Annotated in this window: 15 protein-coding genes, 1 tRNA gene and 2 pseudogenes; 12 read left to right on the top strand and 6 right to left on the bottom strand. The window is 58.0% G+C overall.

The genetic code is table 11. The features are described from left to right. Positions 1-199: 199 nt before the first annotated feature. Positions 200-272, bottom strand: a tRNA-Ala gene (locus AC0AII_RS08535). Between the two features lie 299 nt (positions 273-571). Next, positions 572-1,399 (bottom strand): IclR family transcriptional regulator, encoded by an 828-nt coding sequence (locus AC0AII_RS08530; RefSeq protein ID WP_490446816.1) that lies wholly within the window; start codon positions 1,397-1,399, stop codon positions 572-574. A 308-nt stretch (positions 1,400-1,707) separates the two neighbouring features. On the opposite strand from AC0AII_RS08530, the gene AC0AII_RS08525 reads away from it, so the two are divergent. From AC0AII_RS08525 to AC0AII_RS08500, 6 genes and pseudogenes are all read left to right on the top strand, one after another. Beyond that, the gene (locus AC0AII_RS08525; RefSeq protein WP_490446815.1) at positions 1,708-3,093 is read left to right on the top strand and encodes an MFS transporter; all 1,386 of its coding nucleotides are present in this window, start codon (positions 1,708-1,710) and stop codon (positions 3,091-3,093) included. A gap of 36 nt (positions 3,094-3,129) precedes the next feature. Continuing rightward, positions 3,130-3,456, top strand: a pseudogene (locus tag AC0AII_RS08520) (glycoside hydrolase family 78 protein); the annotation flags it as partial. Between the two features lie 102 nt (positions 3,457-3,558). Then, complete coding sequence (locus tag AC0AII_RS08515) at positions 3,559-6,009, top strand: family 78 glycoside hydrolase catalytic domain (protein WP_490446831.1); 2,451 nt, start codon at positions 3,559-3,561, stop codon at positions 6,007-6,009. Continuing rightward, positions 6,006-7,283, top strand: coding sequence for a glycoside hydrolase family 1 protein (locus tag AC0AII_RS08510; RefSeq protein WP_490446814.1), 1,278 nt, complete (start codon positions 6,006-6,008; stop codon positions 7,281-7,283). Before AC0AII_RS08515 ends, AC0AII_RS08510 begins: the two co-directional genes overlap by 4 nt. Positions 7,284-7,362: 79 nt before the next feature. Beyond that, on the top strand, positions 7,363-9,402 hold the full coding sequence (gene yicI / locus AC0AII_RS08505; RefSeq protein ID WP_490446813.1) for an alpha-xylosidase: 2,040 nt from the start codon (positions 7,363-7,365) through the stop codon (positions 9,400-9,402). A gap of 354 nt (positions 9,403-9,756) precedes the next feature. Continuing rightward, positions 9,757-12,573, top strand: coding sequence for a glycoside hydrolase family 3 N-terminal domain-containing protein (locus tag AC0AII_RS08500; protein WP_490446812.1), 2,817 nt, complete (start codon positions 9,757-9,759; stop codon positions 12,571-12,573). A 77-nt stretch (positions 12,574-12,650) separates the two neighbouring features. Here AC0AII_RS08500 and AC0AII_RS08495 read toward each other — a convergent pair whose 3' ends face one another. Beyond that, a complete protein-coding gene (locus AC0AII_RS08495) occupies positions 12,651-13,340 on the bottom strand; it encodes a DedA family protein (RefSeq protein WP_463428061.1) in 690 nt (229 codons plus the stop codon). A gap of 212 nt (positions 13,341-13,552) precedes the next feature. Here AC0AII_RS08495 and AC0AII_RS08490 point away from each other — a divergent pair, with 212 nt between their 5' ends. Then, positions 13,553-14,947 carry a GH1 family beta-glucosidase gene (locus tag AC0AII_RS08490; RefSeq protein WP_490446811.1) on the top strand — a complete coding sequence of 465 codons (1,395 nt, stop codon included), beginning with the start codon at positions 13,553-13,555 and terminating at the stop codon, positions 14,945-14,947. Between the two features lie 65 nt (positions 14,948-15,012). On the opposite strand, the gene AC0AII_RS08485 is transcribed toward AC0AII_RS08490, so the two are convergent. After that, positions 15,013-16,569, bottom strand: a complete 1,557-nt coding sequence (locus AC0AII_RS08485) for a dolichyl-phosphate-mannose--protein mannosyltransferase (protein ID WP_490446830.1) — start codon at positions 16,567-16,569, stop codon at positions 15,013-15,015. A gap of 223 nt (positions 16,570-16,792) precedes the next feature. Between AC0AII_RS08485 and rsmI the strand changes: the two genes are divergently transcribed. Further along, entirely contained in the window at positions 16,793-17,746 is a 954-nt protein-coding gene (rsmI, locus tag AC0AII_RS08480) for a 16S rRNA (cytidine(1402)-2'-O)-methyltransferase (RefSeq protein ID WP_490446829.1), read from the top strand. On the opposite strand, the gene AC0AII_RS08475 is transcribed toward rsmI, so the two are convergent. Together AC0AII_RS08475 and AC0AII_RS08470 are read right to left on the bottom strand one after the other, a co-directional pair. Further along, positions 17,725-18,171 (bottom strand): variant leucine-rich repeat-containing protein, encoded by a 447-nt coding sequence (locus AC0AII_RS08475; RefSeq protein WP_490446810.1) that lies wholly within the window; start codon positions 18,169-18,171, stop codon positions 17,725-17,727. The two genes, rsmI and AC0AII_RS08475, sit on opposite strands and share 22 nt — an antisense overlap. Beyond that, positions 18,168-18,779 carry a hypothetical protein gene (locus tag AC0AII_RS08470; protein WP_144085242.1) on the bottom strand — a complete coding sequence of 204 codons (612 nt, stop codon included), beginning with the start codon at positions 18,777-18,779 and terminating at the stop codon, positions 18,168-18,170. The genes AC0AII_RS08475 and AC0AII_RS08470 overlap by 4 nt, the downstream gene beginning before the upstream one ends. A gap of 294 nt (positions 18,780-19,073) precedes the next feature. Between AC0AII_RS08470 and metG the strand changes: the two genes are divergently transcribed. From metG to AC0AII_RS08450, 4 genes and pseudogenes are all read left to right on the top strand, one after another. Continuing rightward, on the top strand, positions 19,074-20,948 hold the full coding sequence (metG, locus tag AC0AII_RS08465; RefSeq protein ID WP_490446809.1) for a methionine--tRNA ligase: 1,875 nt from the start codon (positions 19,074-19,076) through the stop codon (positions 20,946-20,948). Positions 20,949-21,173: 225 nt separating this feature from the next. Then, the gene (locus tag AC0AII_RS08460; RefSeq protein ID WP_490446808.1) at positions 21,174-24,194 is read left to right on the top strand and encodes an HAD-IA family hydrolase; all 3,021 of its coding nucleotides are present in this window, start codon (positions 21,174-21,176) and stop codon (positions 24,192-24,194) included. Between the two features lie 691 nt (positions 24,195-24,885). Continuing rightward, positions 24,886-25,887, top strand: coding sequence for a LacI family DNA-binding transcriptional regulator (locus tag AC0AII_RS08455; RefSeq protein ID WP_490446807.1), 1,002 nt, complete (start codon positions 24,886-24,888; stop codon positions 25,885-25,887). A 235-nt stretch (positions 25,888-26,122) separates the two neighbouring features. Then, a pseudogene (locus AC0AII_RS08450) lies at positions 26,123-26,628 on the top strand (glycoside hydrolase family 31 protein); the annotation flags it as partial.

Raw genomic sequence — 26,628 nt, 5'->3', positions numbered from 1 at the left:
TCGGTTTCGCTGAAGCTTTTCTCTGAGCGTTTGACGAGGAATCGCAATCCAATCCGGCCCTGGCTACGTGCCAGGGTTCTTGCTTATAAAGCTGCCTGATGCCGCTATGCATCGACCTGCCTGATTGATCCTGGCAGAAGAGCGATAGCGATGCAGTGAAAAACGGCATAGGAAAAGAAGAAAAAGTATCTCGACACTGTGGAGCTGAGGGTAGTCGAAACCCCGACCTCTTCGATGCGAACGAAGCGCTCTACCAACTGAGCTACAGCCCCATTCGTTGCCCGACCGTAGCCGAACAACAGAAGCTTACTTTAGCGCGTACCCCGGCCAAACGCAATTTTCCGGGTTGCCAATAAGGTGCTATTCGGGCTGGCGCTAGATTCAGCTGTAAAGTGGCCGCTCTTCCCTAGGCCTCTTCTCTTCCGCAAAGGATATCGGGCGTAGCTTCCCGGATTGTTTAGGGTTCTGTACCCTAGTGCAGCTTTTCTAGGTCAAGTGCACTTCTGCGCTTCTTGTACAGACCGCTACATCTATGTCGTACTTGAGATGAGTTTATATCGGATATGACCTTTCAGGCTTGGTCCCAAGGCGGCAGTATCCGGGACGTTTTTGGTCCGGTTACTCTTCTGGATATAGCGGTAGCCCCGGCTTTAATAAGTGGCACATAACGTTCCAAACTAGTACTTCCAGCTGATAGAACGATGCTGACAGCCGCGATGACAGCGTTGGTTCTTCCAAAAATAGGCGCCGCAACCGAATGAACCGAGGCGCCGGGCGTTTGGAGTACAGCGACACGGCGTTGACGAATCAGAGCCAGCGAGGCCATCAACTCATCTGAAGACGGGCGGGGGATCTGCCAGGTAGGCCAGGTGAAAGTTCCAGTGTTCACGATTTGTCCGATGATGCCTGGTCCGGCATAGGCGAGTAGGGTCCGTCCCGCTGCCGTAGGGGCCAGGGGTAGTCGATCGCCTATATGGTAGTAGACCGGTATGGGATGCTTGCCCTCTCTGCGGTCAAGGATGACCATTTCCGCCCTGTCAAGTGTGCCCAACTGGATGTGCTGGTCTGTGGTTCTGTTCAGATCATCAAGAATCGGCGAGGCCGCCTCCCTGATAGATAGCATTGGGCGAGCAAATTGAGCGATCTCCATGAGCCTTGGACCGATGGAGTATCCTCCGCTTCTTTCGCGTATCAGGGCACCGTGCTCGCACAGGCTCTTCAGAAGTCGGCTGGTGGTGCTGGCAGCCAGTCCAGTCCGACGGGTGATCTGTGTAAGAGTCAGTGTGGGTTCATCAGAGGTAAAGCAGTCGAGGATCGCGAAGGTACGATCCAGCACGCCGGTGCGTCTGCGCGCCCGGTCCTCTGATTCCTGCTGATACGTCATTGTGTATTTGGTCATCTTGCTTACAAGCTACGGCTCAAGGGAGGATAAGGACGACAAAATTTCCACTCAGTGGAAGTCAGTTTCAAGTCTTCGATGAAAAACCGATACAACAAAACCAACCCACAGGAGGCAGATATGACGGATCGCACGAGTCGGAGTGGACAGAGTTCAAGTTCCGTCAGTAATCCTGCCACCTGTGTCTGTCCAAAGTCCCAGATTTATGGGTAGGTCAGTGCGTCGACGGGACTTGGGCGGGAGGTTAACGTTTCAAGGTCGAGTACGTCACGTCGGCCGATGGTAAGAAGTCCAAAGGAGGGCTTGCAATGAGCAATACAGTTGAGCGAGACAGGGATCAGTCCCCGAATGGGCCCAAGGTCGGAGAACCTGTTGCTCCGGTGGATACGGCCGGGCTGCCAGAGCATTCACATGCCAATGTTGAAGATGCCGATAAAGCAGCGCAGCCCAGCCATGATCCCGGATATCTTCCACCTGAATTTCCTAACCCTCGCAAGACGATTGTGCTTGTGCTCATCGCGGCCATTGGCCTCTACATTATGAACATGAGCCTGGGCACGGCGCTGTCGCTGCATATTGCAGCAATCATGCCTGATAGAAAAGATTCAGTCTACAGCCATATAACCTCGGTGAGCACATTCCTTATGCTCTTTATGATGCCACTGGCCGGCGCTCTGTCAGATCGGACGATCAGCCGCTTTGGCCGTCGTAGACCCTGGATTCTGGGCGGGCTGCTCTTTTCCATCGTCTGTGGGGCCGTGGTCGGTCTATCCAGTAACGTCTGGGTGATGGGAGTCTTCTTCATCCTGTCAGCCATGGGCATGCAGTCGGCCTTCAATGCCTATTCGGTGATTGCTGTCGAAGGGCTGCCCGACAACCGCCGCGGCACGGTCATGGGTTTGATGGGTCTGTGCGGAGCTCTCGCTTTCTCGGCCGGCACTTATCTTACAGGTGCTCTGGTAGGCAATGGTCTGTTGCTGATGACAGTTCCGGTGCTGTTGGGCCTGGTCGCATCTCTTCCCCTGCTGCTCTTCTACAAGGATCCCGCCAAGACCAAGAGCGAGGTGCCGCCTATGAACGTCCAGAAGTTCATTGGCACTTTCTTTGTCAACCCACGGAAGTACCCGAATTTCGGCTGGACCTGGCTATCACGGTTCCTGGTCGGTCTGGCCATGGCCGCTATGCAGTCCTATTTCATCTACTACTTGATCTCCGGATTGCATATCCCTCTGAATCAGGTAGGCAGTAAGGCTGGTCTTCTGACCTTGTGCTCGGCACCTATTTCTATCATCTTCTTCACGGGGTCCGGTTTCCTGACAGATCATTTGGGACGCAAGAAGCCCTTTGTGATCTTGGCTTCCATCCTTATGGCGGCAGCCCTTTGCCTTGGTGCGACTTCTCATAATTTCACACAGTTCCTTATAGCATGGTTACTGTTCGCAGTGGGTCAGGCTATGTATCTGACCGTTGATCTGGCGCTGTGTGCAGCCGTTCTGCCTAACAGCGAGGACACTGGCAAGGACATGAGCGTTTTCGGACTGGCAATCAACCTGTCCAGTGTGGTCGTTCTGGCTGCAGCTCCTCTGATCATCAACACCGCCGGTGGACACAACTACGGATTGCTTTGGTTCATCGCGGCGGCTCTGAGCCTCTGCAGCGTTCTTGCCATCCCTCTGATCAAGGGCGTGAAGTAGTAATCGGCTGAAGGGCAGCAAGGAAAGGCATCGATAATGGTTGATTCGGCAAGGCTGGAAGTGTCGTCGGTTCGGTTCGGGCACCGACCCTGGGCCGGCTGCGCATTGGGCTACGACCAACCTTGCCCGTCCTTGTCCTGGCGCTTGTTGAAAGCGCCTGAGGGCTGGAAGCAGGAAGATGCTGAAGTTGAGATCACTGATCATCATGGTCGTGTGAGCGTACATCGCTTGCATGTGGCGGATCAGATCTGTCTGCCCTGGCCCGGTGAGCCATTGGAGTCCCGAGAATCCGCCGCTGTAAGGGTCAGGGTTGCCGGACAAGATGGCATCTGGTCGCCTTGGTCGGTTAAGGCGCGGGTTGAATGCGGTCTTCTTTCTAACCAGGACTGGTCAGGTTGTCCGGTGTCGCCAGGTGATTCAGTCGGAAGAGAGGACCCAGCACCGGTGCTCTCCAGAAGGTTCGTTGTGGAAGGAGCCTGTGCCAAGGCCCGGATTCATTTGACGGCAGGCGGTCTCTTCGTTGCCTATTTGGACGGTCAACGTATCGGTCAGGATCAGCTATGTCCAGGCTGGACCGATTACCGGCACCGAATCAATGCTCTGACCTACGATTTGACTGATGCGCTGACGCCAGGCAGTCACCGGCTGGATGTCCTGCTGGGCAACGGTTGGTACAGAGGGCACCTAGGTTGGCAGCGCATCACTGATTTCTATGGTGATCGTCTGTGGCTCATGGCCCAGCTGGAGTGGCTAGACAGCCGAGGGGAGCAGGTCCTGAGCGGTGATAATCAATGGACCTGGCATCCATCGCCCATAAGCTCGAATGACCTCTACGACGGCGAATGCAGGGATATGAGAATTCCCCTGCTTGAAGCCAAAGGGACTGTATACCATGTACAACTGCTACCCATGCCCCATGCGAGCATCAGGCCCCAGGAGGCCCCTCCGGCACGGATCATCCGTCGTGTGCCGGGTCAGGAAATCATCACTACGCCATCAGGCCGAACAGTCGTCGACTTTGGGCAGAACGTAGCCGGCTGGGTCCGTATGGTGGTCAGAGAGAGCAAGCCTGGCGACCGTCTGCGTCTGCGCCATGCCGAGGTTCTGGATCATGGAGAACCGGCTCTGAAACCCTTGCGCCAGGCAAAGGCCATTGACGAGTACATTCTCTCCGGCACTGCCAACGAGGTGGTCGAGCCCATGTTCACCCAGCATGGGTTCCGCTATGTGCAGGTGGATGGCCTAGAGCCCGATGCCGATGTGAAGGCAGGTGATTTTCAGGCATGCCTTGTCTCGGCCGCCATGGAGCCCACGGCATCCTTTACTTGTTCGGACGATCGGCTCAACCGTTTGTTCGAAAACGTTCGTTGGTCCACCATGGATAATTTCATCACTGTGCCCACCGACTGCCCACAAAGGGATGAGCGTCTGGGATGGACTGGAGACATCGCCATGTTTGCACCATCTGCACTGGAGCTTTTTGATGCCGATGCCTTCCTCTCTTCCTGGCTGACTGACGTGGCCAATAGCCAGGCAGCAGATGGGGGCATTCCACTGGTGGTCCCTGATGTTCTGGACGGGCCACGTCTGACCTGCGGTTGGGGTGATGCGGCTGTGCTCGTGCCCTGGGCCCTATACAGGGCGACTGGCGATGAGGCTGTCCTTCGTCACTTCCTGCCCATGATGGACCGGTTCGTTGATGGAGTCCAGGCTCTGACTCGTCGGGACCTGTGGCAGGGAGGCTTTCAATTCGGTGATTGGCTGGATCCTGATGCACCAGCGGACCAGCCCATGAAATCCAAAGCCGATCCCGACGTGGTGGCCACTGCTTTCGCGGCCCATTCGGCCGCTCTTGTCGCCCAGGCCCATGCCTGCTTAGGACAAAAAGATCAGGAGCAACATTACCGATCCTTGGCTGATGGCATGGTTCAGGGTTTTTGCGACGAATATGTCAGTCCCAACGGGCGTATTCTTTCGGATTGCTCCTCGGTCTACTCTTTTGCTCTGGACTGGAATCTGCTGGAGACCGACAGGCAACGTCAGGGGGCGGGCGAACGCCTGGCTGATTTGGTAAGAGCCAGCGGATTCCGTATTTCCACCGGATTCTTGGGCACGCCGTTCATATGCCAAGCGCTGACCATCAGCGGGCACGCCGACTTGGCTGTCCGGTTGGTCCTTCAGGATCATTGCCCTAGCTGGCTTTACCAAGTGGATATGGGCGCTACTACGGTCTGGGAACGATGGGATTCCATGCTGCCTGACGGGTCAATCAACCCTAATGGCATGACCTCCTTCAACCACTACGCTCTGGGCTCTGTGGTCTCCTGGCTGATTCAGGGACTGGCTGGCCTGCGTATGGATGCAGCCGGTTGGCGGAAGGTGACTGTAGCTCCCCTGATCATCTCGCAGCTTTCCTTTGCTGAACTCCGTCTGGTTACCCCGTACGGGCCGGTAAATCTGTCCTGGCAGCGCCAGGTTTGCAGCGCCACTGTCAGCGTGCATTTGTCCCTGCCGGTGGGCGTCAGCGCTGATCTGGCACTTCCTGAGGGTGTCAGAGGACGATGTGACCATGGCGATTATTCCTGGACACTGCCGGATCCCAATGCCAAACCAAAAGAGCAAACTCTTATTCGCACCATACGTGACCTGATTGATGCCCCTGATCTGCTGGCTGATTTGAGCAGATCTTTGTTGGCCATTCACTCTCCTTCCTACAGAGGAAGTCAGGCCGATCTCAGCTTTTGCACGGTAGCAAAACCCTGGCTGGATGCCCCTATCGACGAACTTCCCCAAGTGGCTTCACAGCAAGGTTTCCTCCCAGATGCTGAAGCCATTGAGAGTGCTGTAGCCGGATTCCTAAAAAGGCAGGGGCTTACTCCAGCACGACAGGCTAAGAGCAAGGATTTTGATCAATGATTGATTTAAAGCAAGAGGAGGGGCATACCGTGGCAAGAGTGTTTCCTAGTCATTTCCTTTGGGGAGCTTCCACTGCTGGGCATCAGGTGGATGGAGGCGACACCACATCCGATATCAGCTTTTTGGAGCATGTACAGCCGACGGTTTTCAAGGAACCAGCAGGGTTGGCTTGCAAGAGCTGGGATCGCTGGCAGGATGATCTGGATCTGGTTTCGAGCATGGGCCTGAATGCCTACAGGTTCTCGGTGGAGTGGGCGCGTATAGAACCCGAGGAAAAGGTCGTAGACCAGTCCGCCCTGGACCATTACGACCGCATGATTGACGGATGTCTGGACCGTGGCATCACTCCACTGATTACTCTCAGTCACTTCGTCTGCCCGCAATGGTTCGGGGCCAAGGCAGGCTGGTTCAATCCCGACGCTCCCTCCCTGTTCGCCGATGAGTGTCTAAGGGTGCTGAAGGTCCTGGGGGATCGCGTGGCCATGGCTGTAACTTTTAATGAACCCAATCTGCCCAGGATTCTCAGCACCGGCGCTCTGTCGCCCCAAGCTGTTGAAGCCCAGCGTCAATGCCTGGAAGCGGCCAGCCGCAAAGCGGGTGTCGAACGCTATCGTGTCGGCAATGTTGTGATTCCCGAGGAAGTCGAACAACTGGAACTAGGCTTCAGGAGAGCGCATGCCTGCGCTGTGGAAGCGATACGTTCCCAATGTCCGGATCTACCGGTCGGCCTGTCTCTGGCAGTCATTGACGAAAGCTATGTCAGTAAGAAAGGCAAGGCCCTGGCTCAGGCCCGAAGGGATGCCTGTTATCGACCCTGGATCCAGGCGGTTCAAGGCGATGACTTCATTGGGGTGCAAAACTATGAACGGGAAACCATGGGCGATCAAGGTCCGCTGGCGGCTCCTGAAGGAGTTGATGTCAGTGAATCCGGTGCGCCGGTCTGCGCTGGCTCCTTGGTCAATGCCTTGGTCTACATACGAGAGCTGACTGGTCTACCCGTCCTAGTGACCGAGCATGGGGTCTGCACCGCCGATGACCAGGTCCGTTCCCGCTTCATCAGCAGATCTCTGCCGCCCCTCGTTGATCTGGCGCGCGATGGTTTCCCGCTCCTGGGATATTTCCACTGGTCGCTGCTGGATAACTTCGAGTGGATCAGCGGATATGACATGCATTACGGCTTGTGTGCTGTGGACCGGCTTGGCGGTACCTATGACCGGACCCCTAAGGGCAGCGCACAGACCTACCGAAAGCTGGTGGCTGAGTCGGTGATTTGAGCAGCCTGTAATCGGGTTCTGACATCTTCAGCTGGGCATCTGTAAAAACTCGATAATGAAGCAAGCAAAGGAGCAAACTATGAAGTTTCTAGATGGTATGTGGATGGTCAAAAAGGGCTTTGACGTTCGTTATGCAGCCAATGTCTACCAGGCCAAGATCGAACCGAGGAAGCTGACCCTTTACTGTCCGTACGGTTGGCCCATTCATGAGGCTGGGCAAACGGTTGATGGTGGCATCATGACCATCGAGATAACGAGCCCCAGGCCCGACATCATCACCACACGTTTGGTCAATTACCGGACGGATCGAAGTCATTGCCCGGTCTTTCGTCTGAACACGACCGATCCGGATGTCACCATCGATGAAGACGATCAGGGCTGGACCTTCACTTCCGGACGCTTGACCCTGAAAGTCGACAAGGGCGATTTCCCCTCGTTCAAATATTTTTTCGATGGCAAGGTTATAACCAGCACCGGCTTCCGCTCCAAGGGCCTGGTGACCGATCCCCAAGGTCAGATCTTTATGTCCGACCAGATGGATCTGGCGGTCGGCGAGAAGATCTATGGCCTGGGCGAGCGTTTCACCAACTTCGTCAGGAACGGCCAGAGCGTTGATATCTGGAATGCCGACGGAGGTACCGATACCGATCAGGCCTATAAAAACATCCCCTTTTACTTAAGCAATAAGAATTATGGACTCTTCGTCGACAGTCCTGATAATGTCTCGTTCGAGGTCGGATCGGAACGCGTCACCAGGGTTCAGTTCTCTGTGCCGGGTCAGGAGATGACCTACAGCGTCATCGGCGGCACGGATCTCAAATCGGTGCTGGACACCTACACTGATTTGACCGGGAAGCCGCCCATGGTTCCCGATTGGAGCTTCGGCTTGTGGCTGTCGACCTCCTTTACCACTGATTACGATGAGAAGACCGTGATGGAGTTCGTGGATGGCATGGCTCAGCGAGACATCCCCTTGAGCGTCTTCCATTTTGATTGCCGGTGGATGAAAGAACTTGAGTGGAGCAACTTCATCTGGGATCCGGACAAGTTCCCTGATCCTGAGGGTATGCTGGCCAAGCTCCACGACCGCGGACTGAAGGTCTGTGTCTGGATCAACCCTTACATAGGTCAGAAGTCGCCGCTCTTCGACGAAGGTGCTGCCAAAGGCTACTTCATCAAGAAAACCGATGGTCAGGTCTGGCAGTGGGACAAGTGGCAGGCGGGCATGGCCATTGTGGACTTCACCAATCCTGAGGCCACCGCTTGGTATCAAGGCAAGCTCAGGCACCTTATGGACCAGGGCGTGGATTGCTTCAAGACTGATTTCGGTGAGCGAATTCCCACTGAAGGTGTCGTTTTCCACGACGGCTCGGATCCGCATATCATGCACAACTATTACAGCTACCTTTACAACAAGGCCGTCTACGATCTGGTTGCCCAGGTCAAGGGCGCCGACCAGGCCATCCTCTTCGCTCGCTCGGCCACGGTGGGATGTCAGCAGTTTCCTGTGCACTGGGGTGGCGATTGCTGGTCCAACTACCCGTCCATGGCTGAATCTCTCCGGGCCGGCTTGTCCTTCGGCATGTCCGGCTTCGGTTACTGGAGCCATGACATTGCAGGATTCGAGGACAAGCCCACCCCTGACCTGTATAAGCGTTGGACCCAGTTCGGTCTTCTTTCCTCCCACTCTCGTTATCATGGATCCCGGGAGTACAAGGTGCCTTGGCTTTACGGTGATGAGGCTGTGGACGTGGCCCGAGAATTCACCAAGCTCAAGCTTAAGTTGGTTCCTTACCTCAAAAAAATGGCCATGGAGACACATGAGACTGGATTGCCCATGATGCGGGCTATGGTTCTTGAATTCCAGAATGATCCCACCTGTGAGGACATTGACACTCAATATATGCTAGGTGATGACATCCTGGTGGCTCCCATCTTTTCTGAAGATGGCAGCGCTCGCTTCTATGTGCCGGATGCCGGCGGTGACCAGTCAGGAAAGCCTTGGACCAATCTTCTTACGCACAAGAGCTATGAGCCAGGCCGTTGGTATGAGGAGACCTACGATTACCACACGCTACCGGTTCTGGTCCGGCCCGGCACGGATCCGTTGGCTGTCTGAGTTCAGTCGCCCGTCGGTTTCTCGCTTTCACTACGAGGGATCGACGGGACCAGCGTTTATTTATGTCACTAGACAAGGGAAGGTCCTATGAATAGAAGGATTGATGGTGGGCTGCGTCGATCTGGTTCCGGAGGAAAGATCCGATCTGTTCTGGCGGTAGCCCTGCCCCTGGTCGTTGGAGCTGGGAACGTCGGTGGAAAACTGTTCGCTAATGTTTTGGACAGTTACCTTGGTCCAGGAAAATTAAGAATTGACAGAGCGTCGGGAACTCATGCCTGGGACGCAAGGTACTATCGGCCTATCACAGATTCTCTCCAGACGGCCAAGGATTCCAGCGACCAGGTCTCCCAGGAGATGGTCAACGAAGGCATCGTGCTTCTGAAGAACAAGGATCTTCTGCCCTTGCAGGAGGGTACCTGTCTTACGCCTTTCGGCAGGGCCTATCTGGATCCAGCCTATGCTGGGACCGGTGCTGCGGCGACGGCTGACCGGGACCGAGTGACTCCGGCCCAGGCCCTTGCCCGGCATTTTTCCATTGATGAGAGCGCCTGCCGTGCCATGCAATCGGCTAAGACCTCCTATCCGAAGGCAGCTGCGGGCACCAGGCCCTTGGACGCTGACAGGAATTCCCTTCAAGCGGTCATGGACAAGGGCCGATCAGCTCAGATCCCCGAATATGATCCAGCCATATATAGAAACTTGGAAGAGCAGGTCACTGGAACAGTGGGACTGGTGATGATAAGGAGGGACGGGTCGGAAGGCATTGACAAACGGACAGAGCCTTATGAGGATGGGACCCGCCACTATCTGGCCCTGACCAAGGCTGAGCTGGGTACTATCGACGCGGCTAAGAGGCTCTGCGGTGCAGTAGTGGTGGCCCTGAACACGGCCAACCCGATAGAGCTCGGTCCGTTAATGGCCGGCACTCATGAAGTCGACGCGATCCTGTGGATTGGGACGGCCGGATCAAGAGGATTCGACTCCTTCAGTGACATTCTGGCCGGAACAGTCAACCCCTCGGGAAGGACGACGGATACCTACCCCACCGATTTCACTGCAGACCCGACTTTTGCTAACTTCGGTGAGTTCCATTACAACAACGCCTCTGTTACCGATCGGACCCTTATCGGCGATTTGGTGCCGCATGGCGGCTTCGGGACCATCGACCGGCCTTTTGTCGAATATAGGGAAGGCATCTACCTGGGATATCGGTATTACGAGACTGCAGCCTTAGAAGACCCGGAGTTCAGCTATGGGCAGCTGGACGGCAAGGGAGCAGTGGAGTCGCCGGGTGCCGTGGCATACCCTTTCGGCTACGGCCTGAGTTATACCAGCTTCAGACAGACACTTGGACGGGTGTATCTGCGCGATGACGGCTTCATTGAAGCAAGAGTTAATGTAACCAACATTGGTTCGCGTCCGGGCAAGGACGTGGTGGAGCTATATTATTCGGCTCCTTATACCGAGCATGACAGAGCGGAGCATATCGAGAAATCGGCCACTGTTCTGGCTGCCTTCGCCAAAACCAGGACACTTGAACCCGGAGTCAGCCAAGAGATTGTTCTCGCCTTTCTGCGTGATGATATGGCTTCATATGACTATCATCATGCCAATGAAGACGGCACAATTGGGGCCTATGTGCTTGAGGCGGGTGATTATGCCATACAGCTGAAGGCCAATGCCCACGATCTGATTGATTCAGCCACCGTGAAAGTTGATCGTACCCTGGTTTTCCAAGGGCAGCATATTCCGGAGGGTGACCGTCTGGCGCAGTCCTCGCTTGATGAGGAGGGGAGACCCGTGGGGAAGCCGGAGTCGGGCGCATGGAGGCCGGTCAGCAACCGCTTCGAGAGCCTGAACGCCTACATGGATGATCCCTCAGTGGTGCAACTAACTCGGAGCGATTGGAGGGGAAGTCAGCCGCGATCCATTCCTGCGCGCACCAAGGCTGCCCCTCAGTCTGCCCTTGAAGAGTTCAGACGATATGAACAATTCGATCCCAGCCGAGATCCGACGCTGGGCAATGGGAAGACCAGCCAAGTCCATTGTGATCAGGAGCCGGTCAGCGGCGCTAAAAACCGTTTGTCGCTGATCGATCTGCGGGCCAAGCCTTACGTTGATCCTGAGTGGCAGCAGCTTCTGGATCAGATTGATTGGAAAAAGGACAGGAGCGACATCCAACAGCTGCTGTTTATGGCCGCCTACCAGACCAAAGATCTCCTCTCCCTGGGCAAGCCTATGACCGTCGACAAGGATGGGGCCATGGGTTGGAGTATCAAGGGAGCTTCCTCCTGGGCTGGAGCCAACGTGATGGGGGCCACTTGGAACACGGATCTTCTTCAGCGAATGGGCTCCTGTCTGGGCGAGGAGGCGCTGCACTCCGGGCTCAATGGATGGTATGCGCCTGGTGTCAACATACATCGATCTCCCTTTGCCGGGCGCGTCTACGAATTCTATTCCGAGGATGGTCTTTTGTCCGGCAAGCTGGCAGCCGCGTGCATTCAGGGAGCTGGGGATAAGGGCGTGTTCAGCTACCTCAAGCACATGGTGCTCAACGACCAGGAAAGTTTCCGCTCAGAGGGGCTGGCCACCTGGGCCAACGAGCAGGCGATTCGGGAGATATACCTTAAGCCCTTCCAGATTGTCTGTCGGGAGGCTATCGCTGACGTGCCCTACCTGGATGCCAAGGGTAAGCGGCATAGAAAAGTTATGCGAGCTGCAACTGGGATCATGTCTGCGCAGAACCTGATTGGAGGGGTCATTGGTTTTGGCCACCATGGCATGCTCACGGATATTCTGCGTGGCGAATGGAACTTTCATGGGGCGGTAATCACTGACCTCTTTCTCTCCAAGTCCCATGCGGAGCGCGACCTGGCATTGCGTGCCGGCAGCGACATGTACATGATCCAGACCCCCGGATTCAACGCCGAGGATTATGACAGTCCAACTGCAAGGTCCGTCATGCGTCAAGCTATCCATCGGATACTCTATATGACGGTTAATTCCAATGCTATGAACGGGGTTCCACCTCGGTCACGACTTAGTGTATCGCCAAGTCCTTGGAGAATCGGCCTGCTTGTGGTGGATGCGGTGGCCGTTCTGGCGGAGGGGATCCTGTTGTCTGGAGGATTTCTTAAGAAATGCCGTCTTCATGGTCGACGCAAAAGGTAAGACCATTCCGGCTCATATCATCTGGAGGAGATCCAACATCGGCGCTTGCACGAGACAAGATTGTCTGGCAAGTGGGCTCATTCAGTCTCTCCCGTTCCCTCCCGCTTCGACGCGCTCTCGCGCTTTTTGCCGAACTTTGCCTTGAGCAGGCCGATGACCGTGGGCAGGACCGAGATGACCAGGATCAGGATGATGACCAGCTCGAAATGCTGCTGGACTGCGGGGATGCCGCCGAAGAAATAGCCCAGGAGGGTGAAGAGGGTGGACCATATCAGGCCTCCCAGGACACTGAAGGGGGTGAAGCGCCGCCAGCGCATTCCGGAGATGCCCGATATGAAGGGCATGAAAGTCCTGATGAAGGGGAGGAAGCGTCCCAGGACCACGGCCAGGGGGCCCCACTTGTCGATCAGGCCCTCGGTCTTGGCGATTCGTTCGGGGGTCAGTGACTTCACGCGTCCCGAACGGACGATGGCCCGGCCGAAGAAGTGTCCGATGAAGTAGTTGCTTTGATCGCCTAGGATAGGGGCCAGCCAGACGACGGGCAGGAGCACGTCCAAGGCCATGCCGCTGGATGGGTCATGGGCGAAGACGCCGGCGGCGAAGAGCAGGGAGTCGCCCGGCAGGAAGGGCATGAAGACCACGCCGGTCTCAATGAAGATGATCAGGAAGATGAACCCATAGGTCGGCACCAGCCCCATGGCGATCCAGCTCGCGATGGCGCTGCGTGGATCCTTGAGCAGGTGTATCAGCCAGTTGACGAACCCCATGAATCGTGTTCCATTCCGTCGATGTGTGCTTTTCCAGAACCGAGACACACTTTAACAAGCTGGCCTTGGTACCCGGTACTCCCCGGTCTGATTCCTTGCGAGGACAACACAACCCATCGATGCCGGACTCATCGGCTGTCGGCCACGGTCCTGTCGTCGGTCCTCCTGTGCGAAGATAGGCAGGAAGGGTCACACAATGGAGGAGTGGACATATGGTCAATGACGAACGGCTCGCCTTCCCTGAGGACTTCACCTGGGGCACGGCAACGGCATCCTTCCAGGTAGAGGGTGCGGCGCACGAGGACGGCAGGGGGGACTCCATCTGGGACGTCTACTGCAGGCAGCCAGGAAGGATAGCGGATGGATCCAATGGCGATGTCGCCTGTGATCAGTACCACCGCTACCCGGAGGACATTGCGCTCATGAAGCAGATGGGGGTGGGGGCCTACCGGCTGTCTGTAGCCTGGCCTCGTATTGTGCCCCAGGCAGGCGGTGCCATCAACCAGGCTGGCTTGGACCACTACCGGCGGGTGCTGGACATGCTGCTGGAAAACGGCATCAAACCTGTCGTCACCCTCTACCACTGGGATCTGCCTCAGTACCTGCAGGAGGCTGGAGGCTGGGCCAACCGCGACACCGCCCAACGGTATGCCGACTATGCAGCCGTCCTGGCCAAGGCTCTGGGCGATCGGGTGCAGACTTGGACCACCCTGAACGAACCCTGGTGCTCGGCCTATCTGGGTTACGGCAATGGCGGCCATGCTCCAGGCATCTGCGACTACGGGCAGGCTCTGGCAGCAGTCCATCATCTGAACCTTGCTCATGGGCTGGGAGCCCAGGCCATTCGTGCCGAACTGGGTGACAGGGCGCGCATATCGGTGACCCTGAACCTGCAGGTCAACCGGGCCAATAGCGACGATCCGGCGGATCTGGCGGCCAAGACCCGGGCTGACCTGTTCGCCAACGAGGTCTGGCTGGGCCCCATGCTGGCCGGCACCTATGACCAACGCATCCATGATGCCGCCGAGGGCCTCACTGACTGGAGCTTTGTTCGTGACGGTGATCTGGAACAGATCCATCAGCCCTTGGACGTGCTGGGCATCAACTACTATTCAACCAACCACGTGCGGGGTCGAAGCGGCGCTGGTTCCGAGCGCAACCCCATGCCCGCCCAGGATATGGTCGAGACTCTGCCTCCTCAGGGGCCGTTGACCGCCATGGGTTGGAACCAGGAGCCTCAGGGGCTGACCGATCTGCTCATGGAGGTCTCCGGCCGTTTTCCCAAGCTGGATCTTATGATCACCGAGAACGGATCTGCCTGGGAGGACCAGGTCAGCCTGGATTCATCCTTCCCTGGCGGCAAAGGGGTGCACGATCCCCAGCGTGTGGCCTATCTGGAGGAGCACCTGCGTGCCGTGGCCCGAGCCATCCATGCAGGTGCCCGGGTGACCGGTTACTTCGCCTGGTCCCTGCTGGATAACTTTGAGTGGGCCCTGGGCTACACCAAGCGCTTTGGGCTGATTAGGGTCGACTATGACACCCAGGAGAGGATCTGGAAGGATTCCGGTCTGCGGTACGCGCAGATCATTCATGATCGTGCAGTCTGAGCACGACGGCATACAAACGTTGCTGCGAGGCGGTCGGGCGTCCCTGTCCGGCCGCCTCCTTTGTCCTAGATCCAGCTGGACAGCCACATGTGCATGCGCCAGAAGTCATAGGGGATGGGCATGGCGGTCCACAGCGGGTAGAAGAAGACTGAGGTCAGGCCTAGCAGGGTCAGGCCCATGATCATGGTCTGCCGGTAGAGGACGCTGTCCGAATTCTGCCGTAGCCAGTTGGCCACATAGCAGATTGCCAGAATCATCCAGGGCAGGATGACGATGGAATAGAAAGTGAAAGTGGTCCGGTTCATGTATTGGATCCAGGGCAGCCAGCCGGCCAGCATGCCTGCCAAGACCCCCCAGATCCGCCAATCTCCGTGCTTGACCACGACGGCGATGACGATGGCGAGAACCATGCAGATGCTGCCCAGCCACCAGGTCAGGGGATTGCCCAAGGATGTGACAGCAGCCACGCAGGGGGAGTCCTTGGCCAGTCCGCACAAGCCGGGAAAGCCTGTGATCTTCTGCCAGTAGAAGCTGGTGGGTCTGATCTGCAGGGGCCACGTCAGGGGATTGGCCATATATGGATGGCGGGTATGCAGGGTGGTGTGGAAGTGCCACATCTGCCGGTGGTATTCAGCCAGGGACCGCAGTCCCTCCGGCAGCCAGGTCAGACCCTGGCCAGGGTGCTGGGCCGCCCAGTTGTGCATGAAGGAATCGCCGTGCAGGAACCATCCCGTCCAGGAGGCCAGATAGGTGCCCGCCCAGACGGGGATCATAAGCAGGGCCGCCGGTAGCCCGTCCCTGAACACGGCGCTCTGCAGCCAGGATCCGTATCCTGCCTGATGGCGTTCCCAACCGTCCCAGAGCACTGAGATCAGGGCGAAGACGGCAAAGAAATAGGCGCCTGACCACTTGGTGCCGGTGGCCAGGCCCAGGAGCAGGGCGGCTCCTGTCCGCCACCAGGACCAGGCGATGAAGGGGCCGGTAGTGGCCACAGGCAGTTCGACACGGCTTTGCTGTCCCTGCTGTCCATGTGACTGAATGACCTTCACCCGGTAGTGCAGACGGAAATCAGCCTGATCCTTGGCCCAGGATTGTCGCAGCCTGATCCGCGCCCAGTCCCGATGGCCCATCAGGCACAGCCAAGCTCCCAGGACGAAGATCATGACGAAGTTGTCCAGCAGGCCGGTACGGCTCATCACGATGCCTAGACCATCGATAGCCATGAGGAAGCCAGCTGTCAGGGCGATGGGCAGGTTATGGAAGAGGCGCAGGGCTACTCGGCAGAGCAGCAGGATGGCGATGGTGCCCGCCAGGGCAGTGGCCACTCGCCAAGCGAAGGGGTTCCCGGCTCCGCCGAACAGTTTGAGACCCAAAGCGATGCACCACTTGCCCACCGGCGGGTGAACCACGTATTCGGCCTGGGGCAGCCAGTCGCCTGTATGCCCCTGGGCAAAGAGCTGGTCGATGGGAAGGTCAAGGGGGCCGGCTTTTTTTGGCCAGTTGCGCGGCTCGCCGGTCATGAGCATAGTCCAGGCGTCTTTGACGTAATATGTCTCGTCGAAGACGATGGCCCGAGGGCTGCCCAGCCGTACAAACCGCAGAAGCCCGCCCAGAAGAGCCATGAGTATGCAGGCCAGCCAGCTGCTCTGCCTACGGGAGAGCCTGGGTATCGTGATCCCTCGTTTGGTGTGGTGACCCTTGGGCGTGCTGAAGATGGACAGCATGGCAGGGCGACCGGACCGGTGGGCGGCGTGCCTGCCGTGTCTGGAGGAGCGATGCTGCGAAGAAAGCCCTGCCAAAGATGTCATCACCCCTAGATTAGGCCATACTGAAGGCATGAGCAGCATGAATGGCCGGAGCGATGGACATATACAGGGTGGAGAAAGCCATGGAGGGTCGATTTCGCCCAGTGTTTCACGTGGAACAGTGGTGCTGGCGGCCACGCCTATAGGCAATGTCGCCGATGCCTCGACACGCTTGGTGGAGCTCCTGCAGTCGGCGGACCTGGTGGCAGCAGAGGACACGCGGCGGCTCTATGATCTGGCCAATCGTTTGGGGGTGCGCGTAGGCGGCAAGGTTATGGCCTATCACGATCATAACGAGCGGCGGATGGCCGATCCCATCCTGGATCAGGTGCGTGACGGAGCTTGCGCGCTGGTGGTCTCAGATGCGGGCATGCCCACCATCAACGATCCGGGCATGGCCATCGTCAGGCGGGCTATTGAGCGAGGCATACCGGTCACCTGTGCCCCAGGCCCCAGCGCCGTGCTGGATGCCCTGGCCCTCTCCGGTCTGCCGACCGACCGATTCTGCTATGAGGGGTTTCTTCCCCGTCGGCATCAGGAGCGGTTGCGGCATCTGCGCACCCTGCGCAGCGAGGAGCGGACCATGGTCTTCTACGAGACGCCCCACCGCATCGATCAGGCTATGCAGGACCTTCAGGAGGTCTTCGGCCCCGACCGGCTCATGGCCCTCTGCCGGGAGCTGACCAAGGAACATGAACAGATTCGGCGGGGCACAGTCGGTGAAATTGTGCGTTCCCTCCAGGAGGATCCTCCCCGGGGAGAGATGGTCCTGGTCGTGGCTGGTGCATCCGCCTTGGAGGCCAGGCGCAATGATCCTGAGGCCATGGATGATCAGCAGCTGGCGGTTCTGGCACGTGATCTGGCTCGAACCGAGGGACTGCGTCTCAAGGAGGCCATCGCGCGGGTAGCTGCCGAGCACCCTCTGGCTGATGGCAGCCTGCCCAATCGCAAGCGGATCTATGCCTTGGCCGTTCAAGAGGATGAAGAGGACTGATTCCCGCTCCCCTCATTCAGTAACACCTCCAGTGCTCTGCGCACACCGGGCCCGCCCAGCTGGGAGATGGTCTCCAGCAGGGCTGGCGAGGCAGCGGGATTGGCTACCAGCCACCGGCGCAGCTGAGGCTCTTCTCGGGCGATGGTCCAGAGGATGCTCGGGTCGGTCGCGGGGTCTGTGGCCATCAGCGCCGTGGGCACCAGGGGAGGTTCTGGTGGTGGGGCGCGCATCTCGGCCATGGGTTGGACGCTGTCGGGTTCGTCTTGGCTTAAATCGTCTTCTGCTGAGGATCGCGACCGGCTGCTGATGGCAGTCATGAGCCGGACCATGCGTTCAGTGGCAGAGGACCCACGATGGCCCCGGACCCTGCCTCGGTGCCGATGATGGCCATGTGCACCTCGGGCGTCCCTCACTGGCAGACTCATAGGATCGCCTTGAGTCTTTTTATGGTCTCCAGCCCTTGAGCGTGGCCAGGCCAGCGGGGGTTGGAGGACAGAAGCGCCTCACAGGATCCGCAGCTGACCTGATATCGCTCCATGAGCTCATGCAAGACCGCTATGGTCTCTTCTCCGTTGCACTGGCCCGAGGGATCGCAGGCCAGATCGCAGGCCGTCCAGAGCGGCGAAGTCACCCAAAGTTTCCCAAGCTTCATCAGATAGCGGGCATCCAGCTGTCGCTGGTGGGGGTGCAGAGGCCTGCCGTGAACCGGCGTGCGGAAGTGGGAGTTGGAGATAATGTCCAGCGTGTCGGGGAAACGGCCGTTGATCCATATCCAAAGCGCCAGTCCGCCGCATGCTGCTGCGCCGTAAGGGACCATGGGCATGACGATGGAGGCGCGACCGTAGAGTCCCTCAGCCTGTTCGTTCAGGTAGCAGCAGGATCGGTCCAGACAGGTTACGATCCCCTCATTCACCAACAGGCTGAGACTGAGCGGGCCGGGCAGATCTCCGGTTTGGATCAGACTGGGCAGCGGTTTGGGATCGGGTGTCAGGGCCCCAAGTTCGGTCGTAGGAGGACGGCCGCGGGTGCGCATCGGCGCTGCTCCGGCTGGTGGTCCGGGCCACTGTTGAGCGGTGTCTGCGTGTGGTGTTCGGCCTGGCGGCTTTGTTGTAGCTCTGAGGGTGTGGCTGGCGCCATAGGCAGTGGTAGGCGTCCACGTCACTCCCCCGAGGACGTGTTCTCGATTCATGGTTCGACTGTAAACGGCTGGTCCCGAATTTGCCTGAGGGAGGGCCAAATTTGTGCACTTGTGGATAATCTGCTTGTTCGACGGCAGTCCTGTGGACGAGCAGGGGGATTGTAGGCCTGAGCCGATAATCTTGCTGGTATGAGTCATATCCTTGTTTCCGTCGCCTGGCCCTACGCGAATGGGCCCCGTCACATCGGCCACGTCGCTGGGTTCGGCGTCCCCTCGGACGTCTACGCACGCTACGAACGCATGAAGGGCAATGATGTCCTTATGGTTTCGGGAACGGACGAGCATGGCACTCCCATCCTGGTGGAGGCTGACGCCGAGGGTGTGGGCCCTCAGGAGATCGCTGACCGTTACAACCGGGTCATTGTCAAGGATCTGTGCGATCTGGGGCTCAGCTATGACCTTTTCACCAGGACCACGACCGGCAATCATGAGAAGGTGGTGCAGGAGCTCTTCCGCCAATGCCGGGCCAACGGCTACATCTATGAAGGCCAGCAGAAGGTGGCCATATCGCCTTCCACGGGCCGGACCCTGCCCGATCGCTATATTGAGGGGACCTGCCCCATTTGCGGTGCTGACGGCGCTCGCGGCGACCAGTGCGACAACTGCGGCAACGAGCTGGATCCGGACGAGCTGATCAACCCCGTATCCAAGATCAACGGGGAGACCCCCCGGTTTGAGGAGTCCAGGCACTTCTTCCTGGATCTGCCCGCTCTGGCTGAGGCCAACCTGGCCTGGCTGAAGACCCGCCAGGGTTGGCGCAGCAACGTGCTCAATTTCTCCCTGGGGCTGTTCAAGGAGGTCAAGCCGCGAGCCATCACCCGCGACATCGACTGGGGCATTCCCGTGCCTGTGGATGGCTGGGTGGATGACCCAAACAAGAAGCTCTACGTTTGGTTCGACGCCGTCATCGGCTACCTGTCGGCATCCATCGAGTGGGCCCGCCGTCAGGGCGACCCCGAGGCCTGGCGCAAGTGGTGGAACGACCCAAAGGCCCTGGGCTACTACTTCATGGGCAAGGACAACATCACCTTCCACTCGCAGATCTGGCCCTCGGAGATTCTGGCCTACAACGGCCAGGGGTCCAAGGGCGGACAGCCGGGATCCTACGGCGAGCTCAACCTGCCCGAGCAGGTGGTGGCCAGCGAGTTCATGACCATGGAGGGCAAGAAGTTCAGCTCCTCGCGGGGCATCGTCATCTACGTCAAGGACATCCTGGCACGCTATCCGGTCGATGCAGTCCGCTACTACATTTCCATCGCTGGGCCGGAGACCTCGGACTCGGACTTCACCTGGGCTGAGTTCGTCCGGCACAACAACGAGGAGCTGGCCGCATCCTGGGGCAACTTGGTCAACCGCGTGGCCAACCTGCTCAACAAGGACTTCGGCAGCATCCCCCGCATCGAGGAGGACTGGCTGACCGAGGAGGATGCTGCCCTGCTGGACCGCAGCCTGCAGGCTTTCGACACCGTGGGCTCTCTGATCGAGCACCATCGGCAGAAGGCCGCCCTGGTCGAAGCCATGGCTCTGGTGGGTGATATCAACAAGTACATCTCCGCCCAGGAGCCCTGGAAGATCAAGGATGACCAGAATCGGTTGGCTGCCGTCCTGCACACCGCAGCCCAGGCCGTACTAGACGCCAACACCATGCTGGCCCCCTTCCTGCCCCATGCCTCGCAGCGGGTCTGGGAGACCATGGGCGGCAAGGGCACCTTCTCGCCCCTGCCCCGTGTCGAGGAGGTTGACGATCTGGATCGGTCCGACTTCCACTATCCCATCATCACCGGCGACTACCGGTTGGGGGAGACGGTCCATCCTTGGGCGCGCGAGCCCCTCATAGACGGCACGCCGATCGATCGGCCCACACCTATCTTTCCGCGCATTCCCAAGGAAGCCGTGCAGGAGGAGCTGGACCGCTTCCAGGAGGAGCTGAACCGCCGCAAGGCCAAAGAGCGCGCCCGATTCGAGGCGGAGCAGGCCAAGCTGGCGGGCGACCAGGGCAAGTGACGGTCGACGCGCCCGGGACGGCATTCCTGATTCACAGAGAACTTTGAGGTTTTCGGGCACTTCCTCCAAGGTAGCGCTGGTTATATTTGTTCTGTCGGTTGAAGTACTGGCCGATGGGGGTCGTGCGGCCCCGATAACTGAACCCCTTCTTCTCTCTCTTCTCGCCCGGCGGTTCTTCGAACCGCCGGGTTCTTTCGTCATGGAAGACCCATAGGATGAGTAACCATGAAGGTTGCCCAATTCGCCTGCGTGCTCTTCGATCTGGATGGTGTACTAGTGCCCACGACCATCCTGCACAAGGCCGCCTGGAAGGCGTTGTTCGATCAGGTCCTGCCCGGGAACGTTCCGGCCTACACGGAGCAGGACTACTACGCCTATGTGGATGGCCGGCCCCGCTATGACGGTGTCGATGCCCTGCTGCGCAGCAGGGGCATCGAGCTGGACTGGGGCAACCCGGATGACGATCCGCAGCTGGACACCGTCTGCGGATACGGCAATCGTAAGAACATGACCTTTGAGCGGATGCTGGAGCAGAAAGGCATCGATCCCTACCCGGACACGGTGGATCTGCTCAGGCACCTGCGCGCTGACAAGAAGCGCCTGGCTGTGGTGTCCAGTTCGCGCAACACGGCTCAGGTCCTCCAGGCCGCAGGAATCGCCGGATACTTCGATACAGTGGTGGACGGCAATCTCAAGGACGAGATGGGCCTTCAGGGCAAGCCGGACCCGGACACTTACGCCTATGCGGCCAAGGTGCTGGGCCTGCGCAATGAGGATGCTGTTGTGGTCGAGGATGCCCTCTCCGGCGTGGCCGCTGGTCATGCGGGCAGGTTTGGCCTGGTCGTGGGCGTGAACAGGGGCGCCGGCCGCGAGCAGCTGCTCAAGGCGGGTGCGGACCTGGTGGTGGATCAGCTGATCGAGCTGATCGACGACGATGCCGGCGAGCGTGGGCAGGGGGAGGATCCCAGTCTGGATGAGGATCGCTTCCCTGTAGAAGAGTGGGGCTTGAGCGAGATCGGGCAGCCCGATGCCGTCAGCGCCACAGTCTTCTCGGTCACCAACGGCTCTGTCGGTGTCAGGGGCGAAGGTGGCGGGGAGCGCTGTCTGGGCAACGGCACCTTCCTGAGCGGCTTCCATGACACCTTCCGAATAGCCCACCCCGAAAGCGCCTACGGATATGCCAAGGTAGGGCAGCTGATTCAGGGAGTGCCCGATGCTTCGGACTTCACCCTCAAGGTGGAAGGGCTGCCCCTGGGCAGGCCGGAAAAGACCACGCAGCGTCTGGACTTCCGAACCGGAATCGCGACCACCACCAATCTGTACGATCTGGGCCACGGCATCCACTTGAAGACCGTGCTCACCCGCATGGTCTGCCTCTATGACCGCAGCCTGAGCGTCTGCACGCTGACCGTTGAGTCGCCCGACAGGGACATGGCTGTGGTGGTCGAGGGCCCGGTCAACGCCGACAACCCCCGCCATGTCAACTCCAGTGACCCCCGCAAGTCGACCTTTGTGGACGGCTGTGGCATCCACGAGGTGCTGGACAATGCGGTCTACGGTGAGCTGAGCGCGGATTGCAGGGTCTTTCGCTGCAATAATTCACGGCTCAGCCTGGCCCTTGGTGTCCGGCAGTTCAGGGATGGCCGGCCTGTCGAGGGCTCCGGATGGCGCATGGACGTGCCCAAGGGCGGTTCCACCCGTCTGGTCCGTTATGCCGTCTACCGCAGCCACCCTATTCTTCCGGCTGGCACCAGCGGCAACGGTCTGGTCGTGCAGACCCGCGGCGAGGGGACCAGGAATCTGGTCGAGGACTGCAGAGATCGGCTGGAGGAGGTCAGCACCCTCTCTGTGGAGGAGCTGGAGCGGCGTCAGCGGGAATGGCTGGATCGGTTCTGGGAGCGTCAGGATATCCGCATCCAGGCCGACGATGGGGGTCGTACCCAGCAGATGGTGCGTTGGGAACTGTTCCAGCTGGCCCAGTCCACGGCCCAGATCGAGAACGGCGTGGGCGCCAAGGGTCTGAGCGGATCCGGCTACAGCGGCCACTACTTCTGGGACACCGAGATCTACATTCTCCCCTTCCTGATTTACTCGGCGCCTGCTCGGGCAAGAGCCGTCCTCCACTACCGTTATCTGATGCTGCCTGCCGCCAGGCGCAGGGCCTGCGCACTCAACCTGAACGGCGCCCTCTTCCCCTGGAGGACCATCGACGGTGAGGAGGCCTCCGCCTACTTCCCCACGGGCACGGCCCAGTACCACATCGATGCCGATATCGCCTACGCGGTGGCCCAGTACGTGCAGGTCACCGGGGATGAAGACTTTCTGCAGGCTGAGGGCATCGACATCCTGGTGGAGACGGCCCGTCTCTGGATGAGCCTGGGGCGTTACAAGGAGGACGGCCGCTTCCACATCCACTGCGTGACCGGCCCAGACGAGTACACGGTCCTGGTTGACGACAACCTCTACACCAACCAGATGGCCCGGTTCAACCTCCTGGCCGCTTACAAGGCCTACCAGCACCTACGCGAGAAGCATCCAGATCTGATCGGCGGCATACGCGAGAGGCTGCACTTCGACGATGGTGAGGCCGACAAATGGTCCAGTGCAGCTCAAGCCATGTTCGTCCCCTTTGATGATCAGGAGGGAGTCCATGCCCAGGACGCTCAATTTATGCAGCGACCCCGTTGGCACTTCGACCAGTTCACGGCCAGGCCCCTGCTGCTGCACTACCATCCGCTGGTCATTTACCGGCACAAGGTGCTCAAGCAGACCGACGTAGTCATGGCTCTCTACCTGCTCAGCTCCTGGTTCACTCCGGAACAGAAGCGGGCCGACTTCGACTACTATGATCCGCTGACCACTGGGGATTCGACCCTGTCAGCAGCCTCCCAGTCCATCCTCGCCGCCGAGGTGGGGCATGACCAGCTGGCCATGCAGTACTTCCGTCGGTCCTTGTTTACGGACGTGGACGATCTGCATGCCAACACGACCGACGGCATCCACCTGGCTGCCTGCGGAGGCGTCTGGTCCAGCCTGGTCTGCGGCTTCGGTGGCCTGCGGGACACCGGCGGAACCGGGCTAAGTATTGACCCCCGCCTGCCCAAGGAGTGGGAATCGCTCACCTATCAGCTACAAGTAAGGGATACTCGCTTTCAAGTGGTGGTGACCAGGGATGAGGTGAGACTTGAACGGCTTTCCGGGCCTCAGATACAGATTAAAGTCCAGGGACATCCACGGGAGGTTTGAGTGCCGAGCAAGTGTCGGATACGAAATCGCTTGGTATCAAATGGCCAATGACAGGATGCAGCAATAAAAGAACTTGGTGAGTAGGGCGTTGAGACCTATGTTCGCTAAGATTTTTGATTTGTATGAGTGTCGCAACCGAAGCGGAATCTTTAACCAATCCGTAAGTCCTGCATTGATAGGTTCATCGGTGCACGATTCTATGGTGAAAATATAACTTAAAAGGCATGCGTCAACAAGTCTAGAATGATGTCTCTGCTGACTGGCTCGCTCCAAGGGCTTCATATGCATACGAACAATATGAGGGCTTTTCCAAAAAAATAGTATACGGTCACCTCCCCCCCCCCCCCCACTAATTAGTTCCGAAACCTGTAGATTTTCCTTGGACATGAAAAAGTCTGATTAGTATAGATACCGCCCATACGGATGGGGCCCTCAAGGATCTCACGTAAGTAAGCGATTATTCTCTTTGTGATCGTGGCCTAGTTGGAAAAGGCATAAAAATCGCTTTGCAGACCACAGTCCAGACTGAAGGGGTCATATGAGTGACTTGAGCAATAGGTCGATTTGATTTGAGCGTCATGGTAAGCGGACCATGGGAGAAGCTACATACGTCGTTCTGACCCCTATACTGTTGAACCGAGGTCTAGGACTTCTGGGGCCGTCTTTTAGGGTATGGATTTTGGGAGTACGCATGGTTAATATACTTGATGTTGCCCGTGAGGCTGGCGTATCAAAGACCACCGTCTCTTACGTTATATCTGGTAACCCGAAAATCAGCAGAAAGACGACTGACAAGGTTCGTAAAGCCATGAGAAAGCTCGGGTATACCGTTAACCATTCCGCTCGCGCTCTTTCTACTTCCCGCACTATGACTCTGGGCGTGGCCACCTCCGATATTGAAGATGTTGTCTCATCTCCCCTCTTAAAGGGAATCTACTTCACTGGACTTTCGAGCCATGCTAGAAAGCTTGGGTATGACCTCCTCCTGATGGTTGATGAGGATGGACGCAAGGAAATTGAAGATGCGGCTCTGGCGCGGAAGATCGACGGGCTCATTCTCATGGATGTCAACAGCCATGATAACCGAGTGGCGACTGCGCTCGCAGCCGGTATCCCCACAGTTCTTTTTGGAATGCCCGAGCAGACCGGCGGCATGGATGTAGTTGATACGAATTTTGAGCAAGCAGCAGCCGACCTGGTCACCCATTTTGCGCTCAATGGACATCGACGTATTCTTTTGATCTCTAGCTTTGATGCGAACGATCCGAACCCCCTGAACTATTCTCTCCGTTTTGCTCGGTCCGCCGACATGGAAGCTGAGCGCAACGGTCTAAGAATCGAACGAGAGTGGTTTGGCGGTCAGTCCGGATGGTCTCTACGGCGGGCCATACAGCGGCATCCTGGCGTTACGGGCGTGATCGTCGAAGATCAGGAGATGGCCGTCGGGGCTCGCATGGAACTGACGCAGGAAGAGGTGGCGGTACCCGGAGGCATATCAGTCGCTGTCCTCTTGGCTGATGTGGTCTATGAAAAGATGAGGATGCCAGTTTCCACAGTAACTATTAATACCAGGGACATTGCATCGGCTGTGGTGGATACTTTGCTCTGGCGGATCGAGCACCCGGATAGTGAGCCACGTACTACCTTAGTAGATACCACCTGGCATGAAGAAGGTTCAATATCTAATCTTTGAACCGATTCACCAAAAGTTGCGAAGTTGTTAGGAACGCATTACTATACTATTTAGTTGAACCGGTTCACTAAATCGGTACCGATTGTGGTTCCTCAAGAATCCAGTCGCAGACGCTGACGTCGGGTCTTGCGCAGTCGGTGCATTGGTAAGCGAAGCGATCAGGAACGATTCCGCCTGTGATAAATGCAGGGGGTTGGTGACAAGGAAGTTCGCGCAGGAAGGGAAGGACGAGCGCATGTTTTCATCATTTACAGTCAGGGGTGGAATCATCAGTTGGAAGGGCGATGGAGAGTGCCTGCAGGTCGAGCCTTGGGGTGACGATAGTGTTCGTGTCAGGGCCTCTAAGTTACAGAGGATCTTCGACACCGATTGGGCTCTGCTGCCCAAAAACCAACTGACTTCCAGTGGACACCCCAAAGTGACCGTCAGCCAGGACGGCTCGGTTGCCGAACTGGTTAATGGCGCCTTGACTGTCAGATTGACCATCGAGCAGGTATTCAACGCAGGTGCCGGCGGTATCCAGAGTCGGTGCTCGTTGACTTTCTTGGATGATGCCGGAAAGACCCTCTTCCGTGAAATGCCTTCGGGTGGTTCCTTGAATCTGAAAGCCCGCCAATACGAGCCAGTCGGCGGCGGTGCTCTATCGGCGGTGGCCTCATTCCTGGCTCCTGATGATGAGTGTTTGTATGGGATGGGTGAGTATCAGCAGGATAGGTTGGATTTGAAGGGGTGTTCGTTTGA

It is taken from the genome of Bifidobacterium sp. VU/mBH4 (B4), assembly GCF_058199535.1.
This window is presented reverse-complemented; position numbering and strand designations above follow the sequence as displayed.